This is a genomic window from Pseudoalteromonas sp. 2CM32C (assembly GCF_023161925.1).
GTDB lineage: Bacteria > Pseudomonadota > Gammaproteobacteria > Enterobacterales > Alteromonadaceae > Pseudoalteromonas > Pseudoalteromonas marina.
On sequence record NZ_JALNTI010000008.1, the window covers coordinates 41,185 to 66,886 of the forward strand.

The 25,702-nt window shown below is 39.6% G+C and carries 15 protein-coding genes and 1 tRNA gene; 15 read left to right on the plus strand and 1 reads right to left on the minus strand.

The window, feature by feature from the left end; genetic code table 11:
• Window position 1 precedes the first annotated feature (1 nt).
• From MTF67_RS14485 to MTF67_RS14495, 3 genes are all read left to right on the plus strand, one after another.
• A tRNA-Glu gene (locus MTF67_RS14485) sits at window positions 2–71 on the plus strand.
• A 194-nt stretch (window positions 72–265) separates the two neighbouring features.
• Window positions 266–3,133, plus strand: a complete 2,868-nt coding sequence (locus MTF67_RS14490; RefSeq protein ID WP_248519917.1) for a pitrilysin family protein — start codon at window positions 266–268, stop codon at window positions 3,131–3,133.
• 129 nt (window positions 3,134–3,262) lie between these two features.
• Complete coding sequence (locus MTF67_RS14495) at window positions 3,263–3,529, plus strand: DksA/TraR family C4-type zinc finger protein (protein ID WP_248519918.1); 267 nt, start codon at window positions 3,263–3,265, stop codon at window positions 3,527–3,529.
• A 48-nt stretch (window positions 3,530–3,577) separates the two neighbouring features.
• Here MTF67_RS14495 and gloA read toward each other — a convergent pair whose 3' ends face one another.
• Complete coding sequence (gene gloA / locus MTF67_RS14500; protein ID WP_010558060.1) at window positions 3,578–3,964, minus strand: lactoylglutathione lyase; 387 nt, start codon at window positions 3,962–3,964, stop codon at window positions 3,578–3,580.
• Between the two features lie 727 nt (window positions 3,965–4,691).
• Here gloA and MTF67_RS14505 point away from each other — a divergent pair.
• The 12 genes from MTF67_RS14505 to MTF67_RS14560 all read left to right on the plus strand — a co-directional run bounded on the left by MTF67_RS14505 (window position 4,692) and on the right by MTF67_RS14560 (window position 25,676).
• Window positions 4,692–5,570 (plus strand): NAD(P)-dependent oxidoreductase, encoded by an 879-nt coding sequence (locus tag MTF67_RS14505; protein WP_008131457.1) that lies wholly within the window; start codon window positions 4,692–4,694, stop codon window positions 5,568–5,570.
• A gap of 145 nt (window positions 5,571–5,715) precedes the next feature.
• On the plus strand, window positions 5,716–7,974 hold the full coding sequence (locus tag MTF67_RS14510; protein WP_248519956.1) for a polysaccharide lyase 6 family protein: 2,259 nt from the start codon (window positions 5,716–5,718) through the stop codon (window positions 7,972–7,974).
• Window positions 7,975–7,978: 4 nt separating this feature from the next.
• The gene (locus MTF67_RS14515; protein ID WP_248519919.1) at window positions 7,979–10,186 is read left to right on the plus strand and encodes a heparinase II/III family protein; all 2,208 of its coding nucleotides are present in this window, start codon (window positions 7,979–7,981) and stop codon (window positions 10,184–10,186) included.
• An 11-nt stretch (window positions 10,187–10,197) separates the two neighbouring features.
• Window positions 10,198–10,542: a cupin domain-containing protein gene (locus tag MTF67_RS14520; protein ID WP_006794594.1), complete on the plus strand. Its 345-nt coding sequence runs from the start codon at window positions 10,198–10,200 to the stop codon at window positions 10,540–10,542.
• Window positions 10,543–10,544: 2 nt separating this feature from the next.
• A complete protein-coding gene (locus MTF67_RS14525; protein ID WP_006794595.1) occupies window positions 10,545–11,852 on the plus strand; it encodes an MFS transporter in 1,308 nt (435 codons plus the stop codon).
• 71 nt (window positions 11,853–11,923) lie between these two features.
• Entirely contained in the window at window positions 11,924–12,856 is a 933-nt protein-coding gene (locus MTF67_RS14530) for a sugar kinase (RefSeq protein WP_248519920.1), read from the plus strand.
• Between the two features lie 56 nt (window positions 12,857–12,912).
• Window positions 12,913–13,530 (plus strand): bifunctional 4-hydroxy-2-oxoglutarate aldolase/2-dehydro-3-deoxy-phosphogluconate aldolase, encoded by a 618-nt coding sequence (gene eda, locus MTF67_RS14535; protein ID WP_248519921.1) that lies wholly within the window; start codon window positions 12,913–12,915, stop codon window positions 13,528–13,530.
• A 14-nt stretch (window positions 13,531–13,544) separates the two neighbouring features.
• Window positions 13,545–14,627: a class II fructose-bisphosphate aldolase gene (gene fbaA, locus MTF67_RS14540; RefSeq protein ID WP_248519922.1), complete on the plus strand. Its 1,083-nt coding sequence runs from the start codon at window positions 13,545–13,547 to the stop codon at window positions 14,625–14,627.
• Complete coding sequence (locus tag MTF67_RS14545) at window positions 14,624–15,589, plus strand: class 1 fructose-bisphosphatase (protein WP_010558054.1); 966 nt, start codon at window positions 14,624–14,626, stop codon at window positions 15,587–15,589. The genes fbaA and MTF67_RS14545 overlap by 4 nt, the downstream gene beginning before the upstream one ends.
• 434 nt (window positions 15,590–16,023) lie before the next feature.
• Window positions 16,024–18,759, plus strand: a complete 2,736-nt coding sequence (locus MTF67_RS14550; protein WP_248519923.1) for a poly(beta-D-mannuronate) lyase — start codon at window positions 16,024–16,026, stop codon at window positions 18,757–18,759.
• A 298-nt stretch (window positions 18,760–19,057) separates the two neighbouring features.
• Entirely contained in the window at window positions 19,058–22,090 is a 3,033-nt protein-coding gene (locus MTF67_RS14555) for a TonB-dependent receptor (RefSeq protein WP_248519924.1), read from the plus strand.
• A 628-nt stretch (window positions 22,091–22,718) separates the two neighbouring features.
• The gene (locus MTF67_RS14560; protein ID WP_248519925.1) at window positions 22,719–25,676 is read left to right on the plus strand and encodes a TonB-dependent receptor; all 2,958 of its coding nucleotides are present in this window, start codon (window positions 22,719–22,721) and stop codon (window positions 25,674–25,676) included.
• Window positions 25,677–25,702: the final 26 nt, after the last annotated feature.

Genomic DNA, 25,702 nt, shown 5'->3' on the forward strand with positions numbered 1-25,702 from the left:
CATCGTCTAGAGGCCTAGGACACCGCCCTTTCACGGCGGTAACAGGGGTTCGAATCCCCTTGGGGACGCCACTTACTTATTCAATAGGGAAGTGAAGTGTTGTTAAGATATCCACAGATTTTCTTCTAAAATTAGTTATCATTTTCTCTTAAAGATTAAGTGTTTACACTTAGTTACAAAACCATAGTAATTTCACTTCAATACAACTTGTTGTAACTCTACTTAGTCCTTAAACTCATTGAGTTAATTAAAAATGGACTAAAAAATGAAACTCTCAAAAATAGCACTTGCAGTATTATTAGCATCAGGGTTAGCTGCTTGTAATAGCTCAACCCAAGCAATTGATAAAAATACAGTAGCAGAAGTATCAATTCCAGGCGTTACACTCATAGAATCTGTTCAAGCTAATCCTAACGATATCAATATACCTTATAAAAAATATAAACTTGATAATGGTCTAACAGTTATCGTGCATGAAGATCATTCAGATCCACTAGTGCACGTTGATGTTACCTACCATGTTGGATCTGCTCGCGAAGAACTTGGTAAGTCAGGTTTTGCTCATTTTTTTGAGCATATGATGTTTCAAGGATCTGAAAATGTTGCTGACGAAGAGCATTTTAAAATAATCTCAGAGGCAGGTGGTACTTTAAATGGAACTACTAATTCAGATAGAACAAATTATTTTGAAACAGTGCCTGTAAATCAGTTAGAAAAGATGTTGTGGTTAGAGTCTGACAGAATGGGCTTTTTATTAGATGCTGTGACTCAAGAAAAATTTGAAGTACAACGAGAAACTGTAAAAAATGAACGAGGTCAACGAGTCGATAATCGTCCTTATGGTCGTTTAGGTGAGCGTATGGCACAAGCAATGTATCCCGATGGACATCCGTATTCGTGGCCTGTTATTGGATTTATGGACGATCTAAATCGTGTGAATGTTAATGACCTAAAAGCATTCTTTTTGAAATGGTATGGTCCTAATAACGCAACGCTTACCATTGGTGGAGACATCAACGCTAATGAAATATTGCCATTAGTTACTAAATACTTTGCGCCAATCCCAAAAGGCCCTGAAATACCTAAAGTTGAAAAAAAAGCAGTAACACTAAATGCTGATAGATATATATCGATGGAAGATAAAGTTCATTTACCTTTACTGGCAATGAGTTTTCCAACGACTTATGCTCGCTCTGAGGATGAAGCACCACTAGATATACTTGCCGAAATTTTAGGTGGTGGCAATAACTCATTACTTTATAAAAACCTAGTAAAAACTCAACTTGCAGTTCAAGCTAGTGCCAATCACCCATGCCAAGAGTTATCTTGCTCAATTAGTATTTATGCTTTACCAAACCCCACATCAGGTAAAACGTTAGCTGATATGGAAAAAATTGTACGTGATTCATTTACTGAATTTGAAAAGCGCGGTGTTACACAAGACGATTTAGATAAAGTAAAAGCAAAAATAGAATCGGGTGCAATATTTGGCTTACAAAGCGTATCCGGAAAGGTATCTCAACTTGCTGCATCAGAAACATTTACGGGCAATCCAAACTCAACTAAAGCTGAAATTGCACGCTATAACAGTGTGACAAAAGCAGATGTTATGCGTGTATTTAATCAATACATTAAAGGTAAATCTTCAGTTATTATGAGTGTAGTTCCAGAGGGACAAACTCAACTTATAGCCGCTCCAGATAATTTCACTCCTAAAAAGCATGATTTTGGGGGCCCCTCGACAACCTCTGCTGATGATTTAGTCGCCCGAAGAGCTGTTGATACATTTGATCGAAGTGTTCAGCCTGTAGCGGGTGCAAACCCTGCTGTAGACGTACCTGCGCTTTGGCAAACTAAGACCGACAACGGTATTAAAATATTGGGCACTCAAAGCAGTGAAACACCCACTACAGCTGTATTCATTAAAATACCGGGTGGCTTTTATAACGAGCAGACCAGTAAAGTGGGTTTATCGTCGATGACTGCATCGTTAATGAGCGAGTCAACGCAAAACTATACTACAGAGGAAATGAGTAACGCGCTTGAAAAACTGGGTAGCCAAGTAAGCATATACGCTGATAAAACACACACAAATGTATATGTTTCTACCTTGACTAAAAACCTAGACGCAACATTAAAGCTTGTTGAAGAAAAGTTATTTAGACCAGCATTTAATGCCGATGATTTTGAGCGTAATAAAAAGCAAATCATTCAAAATATTCAACATTCAATGAAGGATGCTGGGTATTTAGCATCTAATACATATAGCAAATTACTATATGGCGACAATATAGCTGCACTTCCAAGTTCTGGAACGCTTAATAGTATTGAGGCTATTACATTAGATGACGTTGAAACTTTTTATAAAGCCAACTTTAAACCACAAGGTGCTCAAGTCATTATAGTGTCAGATTTAAGTGAAGCTGATGTCGAACCAAAAGTTAAATCAGCACTTGCTAACTGGCAAGGGAAAGGCCAAAGTTTTGATGTAGACTTTACCGAGCCTAACGTTCAAACAAACGTAATTTATCTTGTGGATAAACCGGGTGCGCCACAATCACAAATTCGTATCGGTAAACGCGATATGGTTGAAGATATTACAGGTGAATTTTTTAAAGCTAATTTAATGAATTTTGCGCTTGGTGGTACTTTTAACAGCCGTATCAATCTAAATTTACGAGAGGATAAAGGCTATACATATGGTGCTCGTTCACGTTTTTGGGGTGATAAAACATCAGGTGGTTTTACAGCCTCTGCAGCAGTAAGAGCTGATTCGACTGCTGCGTCTATTACAGAGTTTACTAATGAGCTTAATAACTACGCTCAAAACGGTGTAACAGACGAAGAGCTGATGTTTATGCGTAAGGCAATTAACCAAAAAGATGCGCTTAAATACGAAACCCCTAATGCAAAACTTGGCTTTTTGGCACAAATTTTAGAGTTTGATTTAGAACCTAACTTTGTAAAAGAAAGAAATAAGATCGTTAGCACTATTAGTAAAGAAGAAATTAATGCTTTAGCTAAAAAGCACTTAAATGCTAAAGATATGATTTACCTAGTGGTTGGAGATGCAAAGACATTGCGTCCAGAGCTTGAGAAATTAGGTATGAAGGTTGTTGATTATAGTCTTTAATATTTAATTGAATAATCGGTATGATAAAGCAGCTTTTTAGCTGCTTTAATTTTATCTCTTCTCTATTCAGGGCTTATAAATATTTTACTTGTTAACCTATATAAAACTTCCAGAAAAAGAGGAGGATTTATGGCAAGTGGATGGGCGCGAGATGGCGCAATTCAAGAGCAAATAGATGCAAGTGTTAACGATGCAGTGCAATACGCAAGAAGTAACCTAATTTCAGGAGCGAGCGCTGAGCTTTGTGATGAGTGTGACGAAACAATACCACAAGCAAGAAGGTTAGCGTTACCAGGTGTGCGCTACTGTATTTCATGCCAAGCGGAATTAGAAGGGCTACCAAGCAATTCTAACGCGTTCAATCGCCGTGGTAGTAAAGATAGTCAACTACGATAAAGGTGCCAAAGGCACCTTTTTTATGGGTAAAATACCACGCATTATTATTTATGATTTTTTCTGAATAAGCTCAATTGCATACCCATCAGGGTCTTTAACGAATGCAATTTGGGTTGTCCCACCTTTAACTGGGCCGGGTTCTCGACTTATATTTCCACCTGCCGCTTTTATGTCATCGCACGCTTTATATATGTCTTCAAATTCAATGGCGATGTGCCCGTAGGCGTCTCCTAAGCTGTAACTACTTTGATCCCAGTTGTATGTTAGCTCAAGGACGGTTGTATCTTTTTCGTCGCCATAGCCTATAAAGGCCAATGTGTATCGGTACTCTTCATTTTCAGAGCGACGTAGCTCTTTCATACCAAGAACATGCGTGTAAAACGCAATGGATTTTTCTAAATCTGTAACGCGAAGCATAGTGTGTAATAAGCGCATTTAAGTAACCTTAAACTTTATTTGAATGTCGTCGGCCTTTCATTCAGACGTTTTGAAACACGTTTTTTAGAAAAGGCGAATTGCTTTGTTAGTTTGAGATTATATGAGGGCAGCACATGTTTATTACAACCAATAAAACGTCCATTTAGTATTTAAGTATGAATAAATAAAACATTTATTATTTATATGTGAGTTAACAACTTAAATTAATTACCAATTTTAAATAAAAATGCGACTGGTCAGCCAATTTTTACGCTTATTGGTCAACCTGTCACAGAAAGTTTATTTTAATATTATTTAACAATGCTTTTACACGAAGAGTTAGGTTTTGGTTTTTATCTTGTTGTAATTACTGGGTATTTTATTTCTCTTAGCATTTGGTTGTAACTGGCTAATTTACAAAAAGTAACTTATTGGTTGACAATAAATGCGTTTGGTCATAATGTTTGTGCATACCAATTGGTAACCTCGTTAACGTTGTTACTAAATGGGTTAGCAATTAATCAGAGTTACACTAAATTTTAAATTTAAATAAGAGCATAAAAAATGCAAAACCAATGAAAATTTGGTTCAACATTTTTACTTTCATAAAGCACAAAAGACTTATTTATTTAACTAAATATAGTGGCTCTACTGAATTAAATAAAAGACAGAGCGTACCTATTTTATGGGGTAAATCATTACTCATTATCATAAAAGTTTGCGCCATCATATCTAGGAGTTTTTCATGTCAAAACCTGTAATCGGTTTCATCGGTCTAGGCCTTATGGGCGGCAATATGGCCGAAAATTTACAAAACAAAGGCTATGAGCTGATTGTTATGGATTTAAGCAAAGATGCAGTTGCTGCATGTGTTGCTCGAGGCGCAAAAACAGCAAGCACGGCGAAAGAACTTGCTTCAGGTGCAGATATTGTAATGCTTTGTCTAACAACTTCAGCTGTAGTTGAAAAAATTGTTTACGCAGATGATGGTATTTTAGCTGGGATCAAAGAAGGCGCAGTGCTTGTGGACTTTGGTACATCGATACCATCTTCAACTAAAAAAATTGGTGCTGACTTAGCAGCTAAGGGTGCTGGTATGATTGACGCGCCATTGGGTCGCACACCTGCACATGCCAAAGATGGTTTATTAAATATTATGGCGTCTGGCGATATGGCTACCTTTAATAAAGTGAAATCTGTATTAGAAGACCAAGGCGAGAACGTTTTTCACTTAGGTGATTTAGGCGCTGGCCACACAACTAAGTTAATCAATAACTTTATGGGAATGACGACTGTATGTGCTATGTCACAAGCGTTTGCTGTTGCAGAGCTTGCAGGTGTAGACCGTCAGCAATTGTTCGACATAATGTCTACTGGTCCGTCAAACTCCCCGTTTATGCATTTTTGTAAAAACTACGCGGTTGATAATGTAAGCGACTTGGGTTTTTCTATCGCCAATGCAAATAAAGACTTAGGCTATTTTTTACAAATGGTTGAAGATTTAGGCACTCAATCAAAAATTGCTGAAGGTTCGTCTGCTAACTTACAAGCTGCATTTGACGCAGGTATGGGGCAAGGCAACGTGCCAGAGATATTTGATTACTTCAAAAAACTAGAAAAGTAATTCTTTTCTAGCTTTAAAGCGCTTTAAGCTTATGACTTAAAGCGCTTCAACACACATGACACCAATTGACTTAAGTCTTTATGTATTGTCAGTCTATTTAACCCTGATAGCGCATTTACTTAGTCACAACGAAAAAGAGTTAACTATGCGTTTGATTAATACAATAAAGCTTAGTCTAGTTCTCATCGGTTGCCTATCAACACACATAGCGGCCAAAGATTATTTTGTAGAGGACCAACAGGCTTTCAACGATATTGCAGCAAACCTACTTGCAGGCGATAAAGTTATTCTTAAAAATGGAACTTGGTCTGATTTTGAAATTTTATTACAGGGTCAGGGTAAAAAAAATGCACCTATTACGTTAACAGCTGAAACACACGGCAGCGTTATTTTATCAGGCCAATCTAATCTTCGTCTTGCGGGTCAATACCTTGAAGTGTCGGGTTTAGTTTTTAAAGATGGCTATACACCCAGTTCTGCAGTAATTGAGTTTCGTCGTGATAAAAAAGAGTTAGCTTACCACTCACGTGTTACCAACGTTGTGATCGACAATTACAATAATCCAGATAAGCGAGAGTCAGATTATTGGGTAGCGCTATACGGCCAACACAATAGATTTGACCACAGTCACTTAGTGGGAAAAAGAAATAAAGGTGTGACAGTCGCTGTTCGATTAAATACTCCTCAAAGCCAACAAAATCATCACAAAATTGATAATAATTATTTTGGCTACCGTCCTACATTTGGATCTAATGGTGGCGAAACACTACGTATAGGTACAAGTCATTATTCTTTAACTGACTCGTATACCTTGGTTGAAAATAACTACTTTGAACGCACTAATGGTGAAGTTGAAATAATATCTGTTAAGTCAGGTAAAAATATCCTTAAAAATAATGTGTTTTATGAAGCTCGAGGCACATTAACGCTACGCCACGGGAATGGAAATCTAATAGAAGAAAACGTATTTATTGGTAATGGTGTTGATCATACTGGCGGTATTCGCGTAATCAACAAAGACCAAATTATTAAAAATAACTACCTAGAAGGGTTAACTGGCTACCGCTTCGGGAGTGGTTTCACTGTAATGAATGGCGTACCTAATTCGTCAATTAATCGCTACCATCAGGTAGAAAACGCCACAATCGAAAATAATACATTCGTAAATGTACGTCACATACAGCTCGCGGCAGGAAGTGATGCTGAACGCAGTGCAGTCCCAATAAACAGCACAATGAGCAACAATTTGATTGTAAATCAAAGTGGTAATCAGCCGTTTACAACATTTGACGACGTGACTGGTTTAGTCCTTAGTAATAATGCTGCCAATACCAATGCGTTAGATGAGCTAGCTTATGGTGTAGAAAAGCAAGATATAAAGCTAAAAAAAGCCAAAAATGGATTATTTTATCCAGTATCTGAAAAGTTAACTGTAGGCGTAAAACGCGACTTAAAAGTATTAAAAAAAGAAGAGGTAGGTGTTAGTTGGTATCCTAAAACACCTGCATTAACAGCATTTGATTCGGGCAAAACAATCAATGTTAAAGCGGGTGCAGATGCTTTATTAAATGCTATTGAAAATTCTAATACAGGTGATGTATTGGTATTGGCACCTGGTCAATACGATATTTCTAAATTAGTAAAAATAAACAAAACACTCACCATAAAGGCAAAGAAAGAAGGCCAATCGAAGCTTACCTTTCAACGTTCTACCTTATTTGAAATTCATGATGGCGGCAGCTTAAAAATTGATGGTTTATCAATTTCAGGTGAGAACGCGCCTGACGCCATTGGTAACAGTGTGGTTCGTACACAAAAGTGGGGAATGATAGAAAATTACCGCTTTGAAATGACAAATACAGCAATCAATGAATTAGATATTAATCATTCATTTCATTTTTTCGTCACTGGTAAAGGGGCTATGGCCGATACCATTGTATTAAATAATAATACATTTAATGAAATTACGGGCGATGTATTACGCCTAAATACAGAAATCGAAGACTTAGGTGTTTACAACGCAGAGTACGTGACGGTTACCGGCAATAGCTTTAAAAATGTAAAAGGCAGTTTAGTAAAACTCTACCGAGGCGGGTCTGACGAAAGTACATTTGGCCCTCATTTTGAGATGAAAAATAATACGCTTAACAATGTTGGCCTTGGTAAACGCAATAAAGAAAAAGCCAGTATTCATGTTCATGGTGTGCAGGTTACTAATATTGAAAATAACGAGTTCACTAATTCTGCACCCATAGTCGTTGAGCATACTGTTGGCGAGCCAATCACGAAAGTATTAAAAAATACATTTAAAGAAACACCCGCCCCAAGTGTAAAAGAACTAAGAGTTGAAGGTCCGCATACCGCAATTCTTGAAAATAACAACGTGATAAATGAGGGGCAGTAAACTGATGAATTTTTTTAAACGAACAACACACATAAAAGCCGCTTTTTTAGGTTTATTTTCATTGTTACTGTCATCAGTAGCCAGTGCTGGGTCACATCCAAACCTTGTAATCACAATTGACGATGTAAAGCTCATGCGCCAAGCAATAAAGGGTGAGGGGCAGTTTGCAACGGCGTATAACGATTTAAAAGCGCAAGTAGATGAGCAAATAAAGCAGCCTATCATGGTGCCAGTACCAAAAGATGGTGGGGGCGGATATACGCACGAACGCCATAAAAAGAACTATCAGGTAATGTACAACGCGGGGATTATTTATCAATTAAGCGAAGACGATAAATATGCTGCTTATGTTCGCGACATGCTGCTTGAATACGCAGCTCTTTATCCAACACTTGACGTTCATCCAAAGCGTAAAGTTAAATCACAAAACCCTGGCAAGCTATTTTGGCAAAGCCTGAATGAAGCTATGTGGCTTGTTTACACTATACAAGCTTACGACCTTATTTATGATTCATTAAGCGCCGCACAGGTAAAAGTAATAGAGGATGATTTAATACGCCCTGTTTCATTGTTTACATCAGAGGGTCAACCGTCAACGTTTAATAAAGTACACAATCATGGTACATGGGCCACGGCTGGTGTAGGTATGGCAGGTTATGTATTAGACGAGCCTGAGTGGGTGGAAAAATCGCTATATGACCTAGACAAGTCGGGTAAAGGTGGCTTTATTAAGCAATTAGAAATGCTGTTTTCACCACAAGGCTACTACAACGAAGGGCCGTATTATCAGCGTTTTGCATTATTGCCATTTGTTACGTTTGCTAAAGCAATAGAGAATAACGAGCCGCAACGTAATATTTTTGAATACCGCGATGGTGTGCTACTCAAAGCGATTGATACCACTATTCAACTTAGCTACAACGGTTTATTCTTCCCAATTAATGACGCTATAAAAAGTAAAGGTATCGACACTATTGAGCTGGTTCATGGTGTTACAGCGGCTTATGGGCTAACAAACGACACCGGTTATTTAGATATTGCGAAAAAACAAAAACAGACAATTTTATCTGGCGATGGCTTGAAAGTAGCTCAAGCACTAGACAATCAAATGCAAACACCTTACGAGTTTAGATCTGTAGCGTTTGGTGATGGTAATGATGGTAAGCAAGGCGCGCTTGTGGTTATGAGAACGCAAGTAGGTGGCGATCAAGCTGTTTTATTTAAACCTGCGGCACAAGGTTTAGGCCATGGCCATTTTGATAAATTGACTTGGCAGTTTTATGATCGAGGTAACGAAATTGTATCTGACTATGGCGCGGCTCGTTTTTTAAACGTTGAAGCTAAGTTTGGTGGTCGTTATCTTCCAGAAAATGAAACCTACGCCAAGCATACCGTTGCACACAATACTGTTGTGGTAGATGAAACATCTCATTTCAATGCTAATGTAAAAGTGGGGAACAACAATCACCCAACACTAAATTACTTCACTACCAATGAGTTTGGTACTGTGGCAAACGGTTCAATTAGCTCGGCTTACAAAAACGTAGAGCTAGAGCGAACCCTTGCTTTAATAAATTTACCAGAGCTTGAGAGCACTATTACATTAGACATTTTTAATGCCAATGCTAAGACTAAACATCAATTTGATTTACCCCTTCACTATAAAGGGCAGCTCATTGACACAAGTTTTGACTTAAAAGCGAATGCATCACAGCTATCTGCATTAGGTAGTAATAATGGTTACCAGCATTTATGGCTTAAAGCACAAGCGACACCTCAAAATGGCCTTGCTAAGGTGACATGGCTAAATGATAACGGACGCTTTTATACGCAAACAAGTTTAGTTTCGGGTGATGAAGAATTTTTGTTTACTCAAATTGGTGCAAACGATCCACACTTTAATTTACGTAATGAAAATGGCTTTATTCGTCGCGTAGAAGATCAAAAACAGCATACGTTTGTGTCTATTTTAGAGCCTCACGGTGAATATAACCCTAGTAAAGAATATACCCTAGAGGCTGTTAGCCGTGTGTCAGCTGCCAACTATATCGAGCAGGGTAATTTATTGCTCGTGCATTTAATCATTAAGAACAAAGCCTACTTAGTCGCTATTAATAAAGCGCACAGCAAAGCAAGCAACACATTCACATTTAAAAATAAGTCATTCACCTTAAACGACCGACTTGGCGTTTATGCGTTGAAGAATAATTAGGAGTAATTAGGATGCAAAAGCAAAGTGCACATTTTTCATTTGGTGACAAAACTGAGATTGAAGATTTAGGCAATGGTTTAAAGCGTCAAATGTTAGGTTTTAACGAAGAACTTATGGCCGTTAAAATTTGGTTTGAAAAAGGCGCAATTGGTTATAACCATGCCCATAGACACTCACAAGTAACCTATGTAGTTGAAGGTGAATTTCACTTTAACATTGACGGCGTCACTGAAATTTTAAGACCCGGTGACAGCTGTTTTATTCCCCCGTTTGCAGATCATGGCGCTACATGCCCAACAGGTGGTATTTTAATCGATACTTTTAGTCCAGCTCGTGAAGACTTTCTTGAGGAATAATTATGCAACTTAAAGGCTTACGCTGGTGGGTTATTGCGTTAATCGCGTTAGCAACCATCATTAATTATATCGACCGCCAAGCACTTAGTGTGCTTTGGCCGGATATTGTAGAAGAAATGTTCCCTGATGAATCAGCATTAGAACGTAAACAAATATACGCAAATATTTCCATAGTGTTTGTGTTTGCCTACGCATTTGGCCAAGCTATTTTTGGTAAAATATTTGACTGGGTGGGCACCCGTTTTGGTTTTGTTTTATCAATTGGTGTGTGGTCGTTGGCAACCATTGCGCATGCATTTGCACAAGGTGTTTTAAGCCTGAGTATTTTTCGTGCCATTTTAGGGGTAGCTGAAGCCGGTAACTGGCCAGGCGCTGCCAAGGGAAACGCTGAGTGGTTCCCAACTAAAGAACGCGCACTCGCACAGGGTATTTTTAACTCTGGTGCTGCAATTGGTGGCATTATCGCTATTCCTCTAATCGCTTACTTAACAGTGTATTTTAGCTGGCAAATGGTGTTTGTTTTTGTAGGTGCCTTGGGTTTTCTATGGTTAGTTCCATGGTTAATTTTAGTAAAAGCGCCACCAGGTTCTCACCCTTGGATAAGCGAAGAAGAGCGCGAGTACATTTTAACAGGTCAAAGACGTGTTGATGACAACGGCGATGTAACAGGCGAAGATGAAGAAGAATATAACCCTTCTACTGGCGAGTTGCTTTCACGTAAACAAAGCTGGGGTGTAATTATAGCTTCTGCGGCGATTGACCCAATCTGGTGGTTATTCGTTTTCTGGATCCCTATTTATCTAAACGAAGTGTATGCCATGGACGTTAAATCTATTGGTATATATGGCTGGGTTCCTTATGTAGGCGCAATGTTTGGTGCATGGTTTGGTGGTCTACTTGCTCAAAATAGACTTAAATCAGGTTGGAATACTGACAAAACACGCAAGCTCACTATTACACTTGGTTGTTTAATTATGCTTCCTGCATTACTGGCTATGGCTAACCCTGGTGGACCAACAACAGCTGTTCTTATCATGGCCGTTATTTTGTTTGGCTTTCAAACTGCTATTGGTAATGTTCAAACTTTACCAAGTGACTTACTGGGTAAAAAAGCGGTAGGTACCTTATCTGGTTTTTCTGGCATGGCTGCAAAACTAGGTGCGGTAGGTCTTACGTCACTTGTACCAATATTAACCGCTGATGGTAATTATGCTCCGGCATTCATAATTGGTGCATCACTTGCCATAATAGCAATGGCTGCAGTGTGGATTTTAATCCCTAAAATTGAACCTCTTAAAAAGCCTGATTAATCTGCTTCAACTGCTATGCCAACACGGTAGTGCTTGTGCATAGCAGTTAGTTACAAAGGATACTTTCAAAAATGAATACTATTTATTTTATGGGTGAATGCATGGTAGAGCTCAGGGCTATGAGCGCTGCTACGTTACATCAATCTTTTGCAGGCGATGTATATAATTCAGCTGTATATTTGAAACGCTGTTTTCCTAAAGTAAGCACATCTGTAATTACGGCTTTAGGGCAAGACAACCTAAGTAAAAAAATGCGCGAACGCTTTGAAAGTGAGCAGCTTGATACACAGTATGTATTTAGCCACGAAAGCAAAGTGCCCGGCATGTACTACATTGAGACAGATGAGCACGGTGAGCGAAGCTTTATTTATTGGCGAAGTGATTCGGCGGCTAAAAAAACAGTTGAGTTTTTAAATGCCGAGTGCGTTGACCAATTATGCCAAGGTGATATGTTTTTCTTCTCAGGGATCTCTTTAGCCATCGTAGATAAAACATCACGAGATCAATTCTGGAAGGTTTTAGAGCAACTAAAAAGTGCTGGGGTTAAAATTGTATTTGATCCTAACTACCGAGCTCGTTTGTGGGACAGTGCAGAGGATACTAAGGCGCAGTATCATTTAGCATTTAACCTTGCAGATGTAACTCTTCCAGGAGTTGAAGACCTTACAACATTATATGATGTTCACAGCGTTGAGGCGGTAATAGAGTACTTAAAGCCATATCAAATTGATGAGATTGTGGTTAAAAATGGTCCAGAATCTGTTATTACACAACACAACAACACACTTCAAAGTCACACAATAATACCTGTCACCACAGTGGTAGATACAACGTCAGCGGGCGATGCCTTTAATGGTGTTTATTTAGGCGCTCGACTTTCAGGTAAGTCAATTGCGGCAGCAGTTCAACTTGGCGCTAAAGCAGCCGGAGCTGTGATTCAACAACCGGGTGCAATTGCACCAAAAGATGTTTTTCAACATGCAATGGTTGAAGCTGGTATCTAATAAAATTTAAGGCCTCCATACCCCGGCCAAACTACTTAAAATAAAGGAACAACGTTATGACTCGCTTTTCTGAACTTATGTCAGGGCAAACTCTGCTACCTATAATTCAAGCTGATACCCCAGAGCAGGGTGTTCAAATTGCAAAAGCTATGGCTAAAGCAGGCCTTACTTTGGTTGAAGTTGTGCTAAGAACAGACGCCTCAATTGATGCTTTAAAAGCGATTAAAGAGCAAGTCCCAGAGCTAAAAGTTGGCGCAGGTACCGTTATTAACGAAGCTATTTTACAGCAAGCAATTGAAGCAGGTTCTGATTTTATTGTAACCCCAGCGGTATCTCCTAAATTACTAACTGCACTAACAAAGTGTGGTGTTCCTGTTTTACCCGGCGTATCAAATACCGGTGATATTCTAATGGCGCTAGAGTATGGCTTTGAGGAGCAAAAATTATTCCCTGCATCGCTAGCAGGAGGGGCTCCGTTTGTGTCGGCTGTCTCGAGTGTATTTAGATCGGTTAGCTTTTGCCCAACGGGTGGGGTAAGTGAAAGTAACAAAATGGATTATCTTTCTTTAAATAACGTATTTGCTGTAGGTGGTACATGGGTTGCTAAAAAGGAATGGGTTGCACAAGAAAACTGGCAAGCTATTACAGACTCATGTATTCAAGCAATAAAATAGCAGGGAGCGCTAAAATGAACGATTTATCTCAAACTATTTTACCTGGCGTAATAGTGGGTGACGAGGTAAGTGCAATATATAACCATGCGCGTGCTAACCAGTATGCGCTGCCAGCTGTAAATGTAGTTAGCACAACCTCAATTAATGCAACTCTTGAGGCCGCGAAAGAAATGAAGTCACCTGTTATTATTCAGCTTTCAAATGGTGGTGCACAGTTTTTTTGTGGTAAAGGCCTCTCATTACCAGAACAACAAGGTGCAGTACTTGGTGCGGTGAGCGCAGCTAGGTATGTACATAGTGTTGCGGCGCACTACGAAATCCCCGTTATGCTTCATACCGATCACGCAGCCAAAAAATTATTACCATGGATTGATGGTTTGTTGGATGAGGGTGAAAGGCATTTTAGATTGACAGGTAAGCCGCTGTTTAGCTCACACATGATCGATTTATCTGAAGAGCCGCTAGAAGAGAACATAGAGATATGTGAGCGCTACTTAGCACGCATGGCTAAAATAGGGATGACACTAGAAATTGAGCTTGGTTGTACAGGCGGAGAAGAAGACGGTGTTGATAATTCTCACCTTGATAGCTCAGCGCTTTATACTCAGCCAGAAGATGTTGCTTACGCTTATGAACGCTTAAGTGCTATTAGTCCTAATTTTATCATTGCCGCTTCTTTTGGCAACGTGCATGGTGTTTATAAACCAGGAAATGTTGTCCTTACGCCTACTATTTTAAAATACTCACAAGCATATGTAGCGAAAAAATTTAACTTACCGAGTAATTCAATTAACTTTGTATTTCATGGTGGCAGTGGTTCAGAGGAAGAAAAAATTGCAGAGTCATTAACGTATGGTGTAGTTAAAATGAACATTGATACCGATACGCAGTGGGCATGTTGGAACGGTGTTTTAGATTACTACAACAGCAACGAGGCCTACCTACAAGGTCAAATTGGTAACCCTAACGGTGATGATAAACCTAACAAAAAGTACTATGACCCACGCGTGTGGCTTCGTCACTCTGAGCAGCATATGGTAACAAGACTCATCCAGTGCTTTAAAGATCTTAATTGTGTAAATCGGTATAGCTTATGAAAAGACTCAATACAGTATTAAAAGAAGATGGTGTAAGAACGGATCTAATTTTACTTATCCGTACTATTTTAGCCACAAGTAAAGAGATTGCGTTTAGGGTTGGTCAAGGTGAACTTGCAGGTGTTTTGGGTTCCACAATGAATGAAAACATTCAGGGTGAAGTTCAAAAAAAACTAGACATAATTGCCAACCAATTACTTAAAGATATTCTTCTTGACGACAGCTCTGTAAGAACCGTTGCCTCTGAAGAAGAAGACCATGCGGTTGGTGGCCACCCTGAAGGCACTTTTATTGTTGCTTTTGATCCACTCGATGGCTCTTCTAATATCGATGTAAATGGTCAAATAGGCACAATATTTACTATTTATTTGGCAAGAGACGACGTACCTTTTGACAGTGATGAGCAGTTTAACCAACCGGGTGTAAGCCAAGTGTGTGCAGGCTATGTATTATATGGCCCTTCATCATTGCTCGTAATGACCACCGGTGGGCCAACACGCTGTTATACCCTTGACTCAACACATGGTGGGTATTTACTCACTAATCCACAACTACAAATTCCTTCGCAAAGCCGAGAGTTTGCCGTAAATATGGCAAATTATCGTTACTGGGATGAGCCTACACAAGTGTACTTTGACAAGTTGCTTTACACATCTGAAAGCTTTGAAAAAAGCTCAATCCGATGGAATGCGGCAATGGTAGGTGATGTACACCGGATATTATGTCGCGGTGGCTTATTTTTATACCCGCAGGATAAACGCGTTGGTAATGACAATGGCAAAATTAGGCTTTTATATGAAGCCAACCCGCTTGCAATGCTCGTAGAAAATGCGGGAGGCAAAGCCACATCGCGTGGCGCTCGAATTTTAGATATAACTCCTGACGATTTACATCAACGAGTTCCCGTTACTTTAGGCTCGATTGAACCCGTTGATTATTTTAACAACTCAGCGCTAAGCTAATTCGATACCCTTCACTTCGGTTATTTAGTAACAGAGAAAGCTTTTCTCTGTTACTTTCCTTTTCAACTAATTACTCATCTTCTTGTTCTAGCAATTCTATTAATACGCTCATTAGTTAAATAGTCATTTGTATTTTAGTGTCATTATTGTAAAGCCAATTGGTAAAGATTTATTTTTTGTCAATGCTGATTTTTGTACATTTATGCATCCTTTAAATAGGTTAGTGGGTTACCTATGTGCCTTGTATAGGTAAAAAGGTACATTGAGTTCAGTAAATAAGCTGGAAATATCATTTCTATTGTGGTTATATGACCAAGTTGGTTAACAAATTATTTTCAAATAAAGTAAATTTGGTAACAACTTATATGATTATTTGGTAACACACACAATAGCTGGCCAAATATTTAACCTATAAAATGGAGAATAGAGGCATCATGAATTTAAAACACTTTGCACTATGCGCTATTGCAGCGGCAATAGTTGGTTGTGACACTGACGCAAACAACAATGACAACGAACTGGGCTCTATTGCTCTGTCAGGAACAGCCACAAGCGGTCAAACATTAACAACAAACGTGTCAGATCCTGATGGTATATCAGGAACTGTTTCTTATTTTTGGTATGCAGATAACGAAGTAATAGAAGGCGCTAATAGCGCATCGTTTACACTTACGGACGATCAAATTGGTTTAGCTATCACAGCTCAAGCTAAATATACTGATGATGGTGGTGTTAACGAGTCACATATTTCAGATCCGACCTCTGACGTAGCAGCCATTGCATTTCCAGCAAGCGTAACAATAACAGGTGATGCACTTATCGGGTCAGAGCTGACCGCGAATGTTGAAGACGAAAATGGTTTTGATAGTTTAACAGTCGTATACGAGTGGTTGGCGGATGACGTAGTAATTGAGGGAGAGGTTCTTTCGTCACTCATGCTTACTGAAGCACAGTTTAATAGCGTGATCACCGTTACAGCATCGTTTGAAGACGATCGTGGGTTTGCAGAGTCAGTGACGTCTGTTGGGACTGCGCCTGTTGCGCGTGTTAATGCGCAAGGTGATGTAGCAATTAGTGGCACACCCACAGTGGGTAATACGCTTAGTGCTGATATTACTGATATGGATGGTGTATCTGGAGAAGTCACTTATCAATGGTTTGCTGACGATGAAGAAATAGTTGGTGCAACCCAAAGCGAATATATTGTAGAGGCTGCTTTAATCGGGCAAGCTGTATCGGTACAAGTGACTTATACAGATGACAATGGTTTTGTAGAAGATAATACATCAGAAAAAACAATTCCCGTATCGGCTGTTGCGGTTGATGAAGCGGGAAGTATTACAATTATAGGCACATCACCTTACTTAGTTAGCGGTGAATTAACAGCGCAACTAACAGATAATAATGGTATTGAAGAAACAAATGTTACCTATAGCTGGTTTGCCGATGGCGTTGAAGTAGCCGATACAAACAGTAATACGTTTTCACCTGCGGCATATGCGGGTGCAATTATATCTGTGAGTGCTTCTTACACCGATAACGACGGATTTGAGGGTTCTGTAAGTGGTTCACTAGAGACGGTAATTTATTCCCAACTTGTTAGCTCACCAACAGAGCTACTAAGTGCGGTAAGTGGCGGCCTTGCTGATGGTGATGTTGTTGGCCTTAATACCGGTGTTTACGCTGATATGGATGAAGTTTTACTCACCAGTGGTGTAACGCTTCGCGCTGTTGAAGAACAAACGCCAGTTATTAGTGGCGAAGTATGTATTCACGTTGCTTCAGGTGTAGAAGGTGCAGCGCTAACAGGCCTTACGTTTAAAAATATAGATACAAAATCAGGCTCATTTTGTGAAACGCAAGAAAGTGCAATTATTTATTCTGAAGGGAATAACTTCGAGTTTACTCAAAATACTATGGATGGCGATGAAGCCGAGTTAAATAATTCGACTTACCACTGGTTAATGATCAAAGGCACGGGCGCGCTAATTGAGCGAAATACATTTAGTAATCGTGATAATGCTGAAAATGGTTCCGTTATTAAAATTGCTTCATCAGGCAGCGACCATGTTGTTCAATACAATTTATTTAGTGGCACCAGTGCGAATCCAAATTTTGGTAACTCAAGCCTTCATTTAATTAATGCGGGAAGTACTACCGGTTCAGATGCAGCTGACGATGCAAACTTTACTATTCAATATAATCGAGTAGAAAACTTTGTAACCGGTCGTCGTTTAATGCGTGTGCAAACATCGGGTGCAACTATCAAAGGTAACACTGTGGTTAACCCTAATGGCGGGATTTCACTAGAAGATGGTGGTTTTAATAACGTGACAGACAACGTTATTATTCGTACTACTGATATTGCAAGCTCTAGCGATCGTCCTGCTGGTGTGCTAATTACACCGCTAGGCCACACAGTTAGTAACAACTACATTGCAGGTATTCGTTCTGGTAATAAAGAGGCTGGTGGAATTGTATTTACAGCAAATCCATTCTCTCAAGCTGATGGCGGTATACCAAACTCAGGCAACCAAGCTGTATTAGATGCGGCGGGTGACTTCACATTAACGGTAACTAACAACACTGTTTTGAACTCTCAGCAACCAATCGTGTTTAGTACTGAAATAGGTTCTCGTGCCCCTGTGGGTGATTGTGATGAACTTACAGTGGATAATGCTCCTGTACTCTATGGCTTAACTAAAAATGCATTTGTCATAAACTTTGATGGAAACCTTATTGCTAATGGCTTAGGTGATCAAACTGATGCAGATACCATTGAAAGTAGCGCCTTAACACAAGGATTATTCTATCCAAATACGCTTGATAGCGACCATGCTTTTGAATACGACTGTGATTTAATCAAGCATGATACATCAGTATTAAGCAACAACTTTGGTTACATGGATAGCCGTGTATCTGGTGATACAAGTGGCGATTGGGTTGCAATCAGAAACCTAAATGGTAACGGCTCATTTGATACCGATGGCGCTATTGATCAAGACCCAGCTGCAAACGGTAAAGAAATACTTGAATATGTATTCGCAGCAAGCACATTACTTGAAACCGACCCAGCAGGTTTACAAGCTGTGGCAGGTGCAAAAGGGCTTTACTACATTCAAGCGAGTGATGTAGGTGTTGGCTCAACATGGGTTGTTAATAACGACTAACCTAAGTAAACACTCTTAATTAAAAAGCCCCTTTTTTGGGGTTTTTTTATGCCTGTGAGTAAAATATGACCGAAAAATGCGTTTGCTTTTCTAATTATTTTTCACTATAACGCCGCCTGACCCCTTGGTAATACTGGTTTGTGAAAATTGGTATGTTAATTGGTAATGCTTTGGTTGTGAAATTGGTTGATCATCCGTGGTTACTTGAGTATATTAACAACAGTTGTCACATAACTTATACAGATGAATAACAAGTCAACACACAACAATCACACAACAATAACCAACGGAGCATAAAATGTCGTTGAAGTCTTCAAAAAATAATAAAATGCGTTCAGGTCAATTCGCACTGAGCCCGGTAGCTAAATGGGTACGAACAGCCGCTATTGCCGGTGTAGCAAGCTCATGTGTATTTTCAGCGCACGCACAACAAGAACAAGCAAAAGCGACTGAGGTCGAGCCTGATGTAGAAATCATCAGTGTTACAGGTACACGCAGAACAATTCAAGATCAAATAGCCATAAAGCGCGAAGCCACAACCGTTGTTGATGGTCTTTCATCTGAAGATATTGGTGATTTACCCGCTTTATCGATAGGTGAAGCATTAGAGTCTATTACAGGCGCAGCATCGCATCGTGAAAATGGCGGTGCGACAGAAATTACCATTCGCGGCCTAGGTCCATTTTTAAGTGCAACACACATAAACGGCCGTGAAGCGACCAATGGTAGCGGTGACCGCTCAGTAAACTTTTCACAATTTCCATCAGAACTTGTAAAAAAAGTAGCTATTTATAAAACCCAAGATGCTTCGATGATTGAAGGTGGGGTTGCGGGTGTTATCGCACTTGAAACGGTTACCCCACTGGATTATGGCAAGCAGCGTTTGCAAGGTGAGGTTAAACTTAACTACAACCCTGACGAGAGTAATGTAGACAACTCACTTCAAAGCGATTTAGGTTACCGTGGCACATTTAGCTATGTTGACCAGTTTGAGTTCGATAATGGTCAGGCAGTTGGGTTTTCTTTTGGTGTGCAACGACAAGATATTTCGCAGCCAGAAGCAGAATACCGAAGCTCTAGCCCATCAGGTTCGTCGCTTTGGGCATGTTTAAATGATCCAACAAATACAAATGAAGGTTTTTACCGCAGTAGTGCAGGTGATTGTGAGGATCAAGTAAACGGAAGTAATAACCAAGGTTATGACACAGAAATTGACCCTGACACAGGCAAAGCTGTAAGTGACGGCACTCCATACGCATGGACTGGCAGCAGCCGAAGCTTTCGTCAAAACGAAACGTCAGACGAGCGTGACGCGGTATTTTTTGCCTTTCAGTACCAGCCGTCTGCAGAATGGGATATTAATTTTGATAGCCAAATTTCTGATAGAACGCAACGAGAAGCACGTCATGATTTAATTTTCTTACAAAAGCGCGCAACACCAGGTGTAACTGGCCCATCACTTGTCACTAACGATGTAGGCGGCATTTTACATTGGGAAGGTGAAGAGCGTATTGAGTCTGCTGGTGAGCAATTTTCTCGTGAAGAAAACTACCGTGGTTACGGCTTAAATATCGAACATACTGTAAATGATAGACTGACCATAGATTTAGATTTAGCGTATTCAAAAACCTCGCGTGAAGAACTGCAAATTTCTAACCGAGGCAGAACCGCTGGACGTAATTTCTTCTCGTGGGATATGGGCGATAACATTCCACATTTTACGCTTACTGATTTTGACGTAACAGATATTTCTAATTTTACTGACAGCTTAAGAACGCGTATTGACCGTGAAAACGTGAGAGATAACAAAGTTGTGTCTGCTCGTTTAGATTTTGACTATTTAGTTGATAGCGGTATGTTCACCACAATTCAAGGTGGCGTTCGTACCTCAGAGCTTAGCTTTACACAATTTGGTGGAACGAACGGTAACGGCTCTCGTAATCAATTTACTTTAGGTTCAGGTGCTGAAGCGCTCGATGTGCTTCAAGGTTGTCAAATTGATTTTCCTGAATCAGGCTTTTTGTCTAGTGTGTCAGATGGAAATATCATCACGCATGTAGATAGCGATGGCAATGTGGTAGACACAGGGACAGGCTCTTCATGGGCGACTTACGATAATGAGTGTTTTTCTCAAGCTGTTGTCGCGTCTAATGAGGGGGGAGTATTTGAATACCCTGAGGTTGAATACCAAAACGCAGGAACCATTGACGTAACTGAAAAAACAACTGCTGCTTACTTAATGGCTAATTACGATACAGAAATGTTTGGTAAGTTTATTCGTGGTAACTTTGGTTTGCGTATTGTCGATACTGAAGTTACATCAATTGGTTTTAGAAATAGTTTTGACGTTGTTACCAGTGATACAGGGGTTCTTTCTCTTGTTGAATCAGACACTGGCACACTTGATAAAATAAAAGGGGGCGGTGATTACACCAAGTTCTTACCTAGCTTTAACTTAGTGGTCGATTACAGCGAAGATATTTTATTACGTGCGGGTATTTACCGTGGTATGTCGCGTGCAGACCCTTCTGATTTAGGTTACAGCCGCTCTTTTCAAGAAGACACATCTGATACGGCCACTACAATTAGTGACTTGTTAGTGGGTGTAAACGGCTCTGGTAACCCAGATACGCAGCCTCTAATGTCATGGAACTACGATGCAGCATTTGAGTGGTACCCTAATGAAGATTCAATTTTTGCATTAAGCCTATACTACAAACAGTTCCAAGGTGGCTTTCAACAGCGCACAGTTATTGAAGACTTTGTTGTAGGGGGGGAAACCGTTTCATTGCCTATTACAAATTCAGTAACAAACGACGAAGAGAGTGAGATTTTAGGCCTAGAAACATCATTCTCATACCGTTGGGACAATGGTATAGGCGTTAAGTTTGGTTACAACTATGCTGACACTGATTTTGAATTTGAAGACAGCCTATACGGTGATACGTTCGTTACAGACGTTGATGGCAATACAACTCAGCTTAAAGAAGGCATTGTTGAGCCAGGTTCTGTACCAGGGTTTTCTAAGCATGTATTTAGCAGCCAACTTTATTACCAAATAGGTGGCTTTGATACTGCGGTTATTTACAAATACCGTAGTGAGTATTTCCAACCTTATACAAGCAATGGTACACGCTTACGTTATGTTGATTCGGTAGGCGTATGGGAAATGCGTGCATCGTACAAAATTAACAAGCACTTTAGAGTTAAAGCAGAGGCTATTAATTTATTTAGTGCTCCTAAATCTCAAGACTTTTTTGTTGAAGATAACTTAGGTGAAGTAAACGATTACGGCCCACGTTTATTCTTAGGTTTAAGTTATAAACTGTAAAAGTTAGTAACTTATAAAAACCCCCAATTGGTTTAACTAATTGGGGGTTTTTTTGTATCTACGTGGATGTGCACACCTTTATCACTGACTTTTCTAAACTAAACCATCTAAACTGATCGCAGATTAAATTCCATTCAACTTTTACAGCCTTTGTTGTAAGCCAAAAAAACTCCTTTGCATTTTTATAAGCGTAAATACGATTAGTCTGTTTTATTTTTGTACCTTTTTATTCTAGCCAAAAGTCTAATAGATCTTTAATTGGTTAACCAATTTTAGGGCTTTTTATACTTTTATAATTAAAAGCTTTCAATTTATAGCTAAATAATATAACGGAATAATGAACTTAAAAATACAATTTAACTACTACTATAGTGCTGCATACCTGATTTCAAAACTATATGTATTACAGGTGGTTGTATTTTTTTCCTACATTGTTGTAGTTGTCAGGTATTGGGAATTGATTTTTGGTAATAACAAATTTGAATATTTTTATAATATTTGACTTACAACGTGGTTGACCTTTTTGGTTTTGAGTGTAAATATTCAGTTAACCTTTTGTAATACATTAATTCACTTTTGTATGAAAAGTAACAAGTAGCATAGCGTTTCACACACACAGGAAAAAACTATGAATCATAATTTATCAAAAATCACACTGGCGGTTATATCTGCAACGGCAATGAATATGTCTTTATCTGTTCATGCGCAGGAAGAGACAAAAAATGTTAAGGATGACTTAGAGGTAATTGAAGTTTCTGGTATACGTCAATCTTTAACTAATGCGCTTGCTGAAAAACGTTCAGCAGACAGCCTTGTAGAAATTATTCAGTCAGAGGATATTGGTAAGTTACCTGACCAAAATTTAGCTGAAGTACTTGAGAACGTAACGGGTATTCAGATCACGCGTCAGGCTGGTGTAGGTACGGGTGTTCAAATTCGTGGTACCGATGCAAACCGTACTGAAATAAATGGTGTTTCAACTGTGGGTTCAGGCTCTGGACGCAGCGGCATTAGCTTTGAAGATGTGTCGGCTTCTATTATCTCTAGTTTAGAAGTTATAAAATCGCCTGAAGCCAAAACAATTGAAGGCTCAGTAGGCGGAACAATAAACCTTAAAACAATACGTCCACTTCAATTAGGCGAACAACTAGCCACTATTAGAGTGCAAGGTGAAAATAGTAGTCTAAGCACTGATAGTGGCTTACAACCGCGTTTTTCTGGAACTTTTGCAGATAACTGGGAAGGCGACTTTGGTGAGTTTGGTATTTTAGTAAGCGGCAGTTATGCCGAGCAAGACGTAACAGCATTTCGCCCTCGTGCAGACAGAGACAACATTGTAACCTCTGATAGTGGAGTAGCCAGTGCACAGTCTTTTGACTTTTTACCTATTCAATTTTTTGTCCAAGATTACGATAACTACGAATACGAAACAAAGAACTTTGTAGGTACGCTTGAGTGGGCACCAAATGACAATACTAAGTTTTATTTTGATGCGGTTGTAAACGAGCAAGAGCGTCGTCAAGAGAGCTCTCGTGTTCAAGCGTCGGGTGTCAGTGCATTGAATGACATTTCGGTTCCTGATGAATTTGAAACAATTAATCTAGGTTCTTTAGGTGGAACTAATTTAGGTTCAATTCAAGCGGCTTTACGCGGTGTAATCCCAGTTAATTTAGCAAATGATGATGACGATCCAAATTTACGTTTTTCGAGTGATACAAATTCTCGTGTTACCGACAGTAATATTTTTAGGCTAGGCGGTGAATGGCAAGGTGATAAATGGTTTGTAAGCGCTGAGGTTGCGTCGTCATCTTCTGATACAACAACACCAAGCTTTAATACTACACTTAACTTCATTAACCCTAATGCACCTTTAGATGCTGGTGGCGGTAATGATAACAGTGTACCTTTTGAATACGACCTATCAGGTGGAGCACTTACTTTTGGTATTGCACAAGGTGCTGAATATGCGCCTACGGTTGAGCAATTACTTGACCCTGCAAATGTAGTACTACGTGACGTAAACATAGGTCAAGATACCGTTGAGAACTCTGAAGATGCGTTCCGTATAGATTCAACATATTACACAGACTCAATTATTACCTCTGTTGATTTTGGTTACCGTTACAGCAAATCGGCGAGTAAGCAAAACGAAATCACATCAAGTGTTGGTCTGCGCTCTATGGCAGATAGCCCAAGAGGTGATTTATTCGCTGATCTTTTAGTTGCGGGTCCTGATAACTTTAATGAGGCTGATGGTCGTTCGTTATACATAGGCGATTTTTTACTGATAGACCCAGAACTCGTGGCATCAGACCCAGATGCAGTACTTGCAACACTTCAGCAAGCATTACAAACTCATGGCTCTAGCCGTACGCTAAATGCACCAACGTCAAGTTCTTCAGGCTTTTTTGATATTGAAGAAATTACCCACGCTTTTTATGCACAAGCTAACTTTGAATACGACATGTTCCGCGGTAACTTTGGTTTACGTTATATTCAAACTGATGTTGAATCGACAGGTAACTCTGTAACGCAAGACGGCGGTGGCAATGAGCTAGTAACGCGTATTACAAATGAGTCAGACTACAACTTTATCCTACCGCGTTTAAACTTAGTTGCCGATGTGTCAGAAGATGTAGTGGTTCGCTTTGGTGCAGGTAAAGACATTCGTCGTCCAGACTATAACGACTTATCTACTTCTATTACTTATAGCACGAGCCCAAATGATGAAGTTGAATTTGGTAACCCAGCACTAAAACCAGAAGAAGTATTATCTTATGATTTATCAGCAGATTGGTACTTTACTGAAGCGAGCGTATTTAGTGTAGGTATTTTCCACAAAACGCGTAAAGAGCTTCATGTTAATCAGTTAACATCGCCGGTAGAAGACCCAGTAACAGGCTATCGTGATTTAACAGACCCTTGTGAAGGGGGTGGCATATTTAACCCAATTGCAGACATTAACGTGTTTGGTCCTGAAAATGGTCGTGGTGTATGTGTAGGTACTGAGACAAAAGTAAACGACACTGGCGAAACAACCCAAAAAGGGATTGAGTTTGCGTTCCAGTATGACCTATCTAGCTTTGAAAAAGATTTAGGATGGGCGTCGGGTTTTGGTGTTTTAGCTAATTACACAATTCAAGAGTTCTCGGGCGGGGAAACAGTCAATAAGGCTACTTCAAGAGCGAGTAACGTATTTGCTGCAAGCACCGGTACACCGGGTATTGAAGTAAGCGAAATACAAGGTTTGCTTAACTTGTCAGAAAATGCGTATAACTTTACTCTATACTACGAAAAGTTCGGTTTATCGGCACGTATGCGTTATACATGGCGTGAAGGTTACCGCTCAAACGATTTTGGTAGCACGTCAAGCTTCCCATGGGGGTTCCCTGTAGTGCAAGAGGACCGTGGTCAGCTTAATGCAAGTATTAGCTACGATGTAAATGAGCAGCTTAATATTGGCTTAGAAGCCGTAAATATTACTGAGTCTGAAATTAGCCAGTCTTGTGTTAACGAAGGGTCGTTATTGTGTTTCCAAGGCCTTACAGACCGTCGTATTACGTTTGGTGCTAGTTACCGTTTTTAAAATTTATGTTGAAAGTGTGTAGCCTT

What these genes read in the sequence shown, in the direction of transcription:
- MTF67_RS14505 (WP_008131457.1), top strand. Translation starts at nt 4,692, where the DNA reads ATGTCAAAACCTGTAATCGGTTTCATCGGTCTAGGCCTTATGGGCGGC.
- MTF67_RS14495 (WP_248519918.1), top strand. Translation starts at nt 3,263, where the DNA reads ATGGCAAGTGGATGGGCGCGAGATGGCGCAATTCAAGAGCAAATAGAT.
- MTF67_RS14545 (WP_010558054.1), top strand. Translation starts at nt 14,624, where the DNA reads ATGAAAAGACTCAATACAGTATTAAAAGAAGATGGTGTAAGAACGGAT.
- MTF67_RS14525 (WP_006794595.1), top strand. Translation starts at nt 10,545, where the DNA reads ATGCAACTTAAAGGCTTACGCTGGTGGGTTATTGCGTTAATCGCGTTA.
- MTF67_RS14490 (WP_248519917.1), top strand. Translation starts at nt 266, where the DNA reads ATGAAACTCTCAAAAATAGCACTTGCAGTATTATTAGCATCAGGGTTA.
- MTF67_RS14515 (WP_248519919.1), top strand. Translation starts at nt 7,979, where the DNA reads ATGAATTTTTTTAAACGAACAACACACATAAAAGCCGCTTTTTTAGGT.
- MTF67_RS14520 (WP_006794594.1), top strand. Translation starts at nt 10,198, where the DNA reads ATGCAAAAGCAAAGTGCACATTTTTCATTTGGTGACAAAACTGAGATT.
- MTF67_RS14550 (WP_248519923.1), top strand. Translation starts at nt 16,024, where the DNA reads ATGAATTTAAAACACTTTGCACTATGCGCTATTGCAGCGGCAATAGTT.
- gloA (WP_010558060.1), bottom strand. Translation starts at nt 3,964, where the DNA reads ATGCGCTTATTACACACTATGCTTCGCGTTACAGATTTAGAAAAATCC.
- MTF67_RS14510 (WP_248519956.1), top strand. Translation starts at nt 5,716, where the DNA reads ATGCGTTTGATTAATACAATAAAGCTTAGTCTAGTTCTCATCGGTTGC.
- MTF67_RS14530 (WP_248519920.1), top strand. Translation starts at nt 11,924, where the DNA reads ATGAATACTATTTATTTTATGGGTGAATGCATGGTAGAGCTCAGGGCT.
- eda (WP_248519921.1), top strand. Translation starts at nt 12,913, where the DNA reads ATGACTCGCTTTTCTGAACTTATGTCAGGGCAAACTCTGCTACCTATA.
- MTF67_RS14555 (WP_248519924.1), top strand. Translation starts at nt 19,058, where the DNA reads ATGTCGTTGAAGTCTTCAAAAAATAATAAAATGCGTTCAGGTCAATTC.
- MTF67_RS14560 (WP_248519925.1), top strand. Translation starts at nt 22,719, where the DNA reads ATGAATCATAATTTATCAAAAATCACACTGGCGGTTATATCTGCAACG.
- fbaA (WP_248519922.1), top strand. Translation starts at nt 13,545, where the DNA reads ATGAACGATTTATCTCAAACTATTTTACCTGGCGTAATAGTGGGTGAC.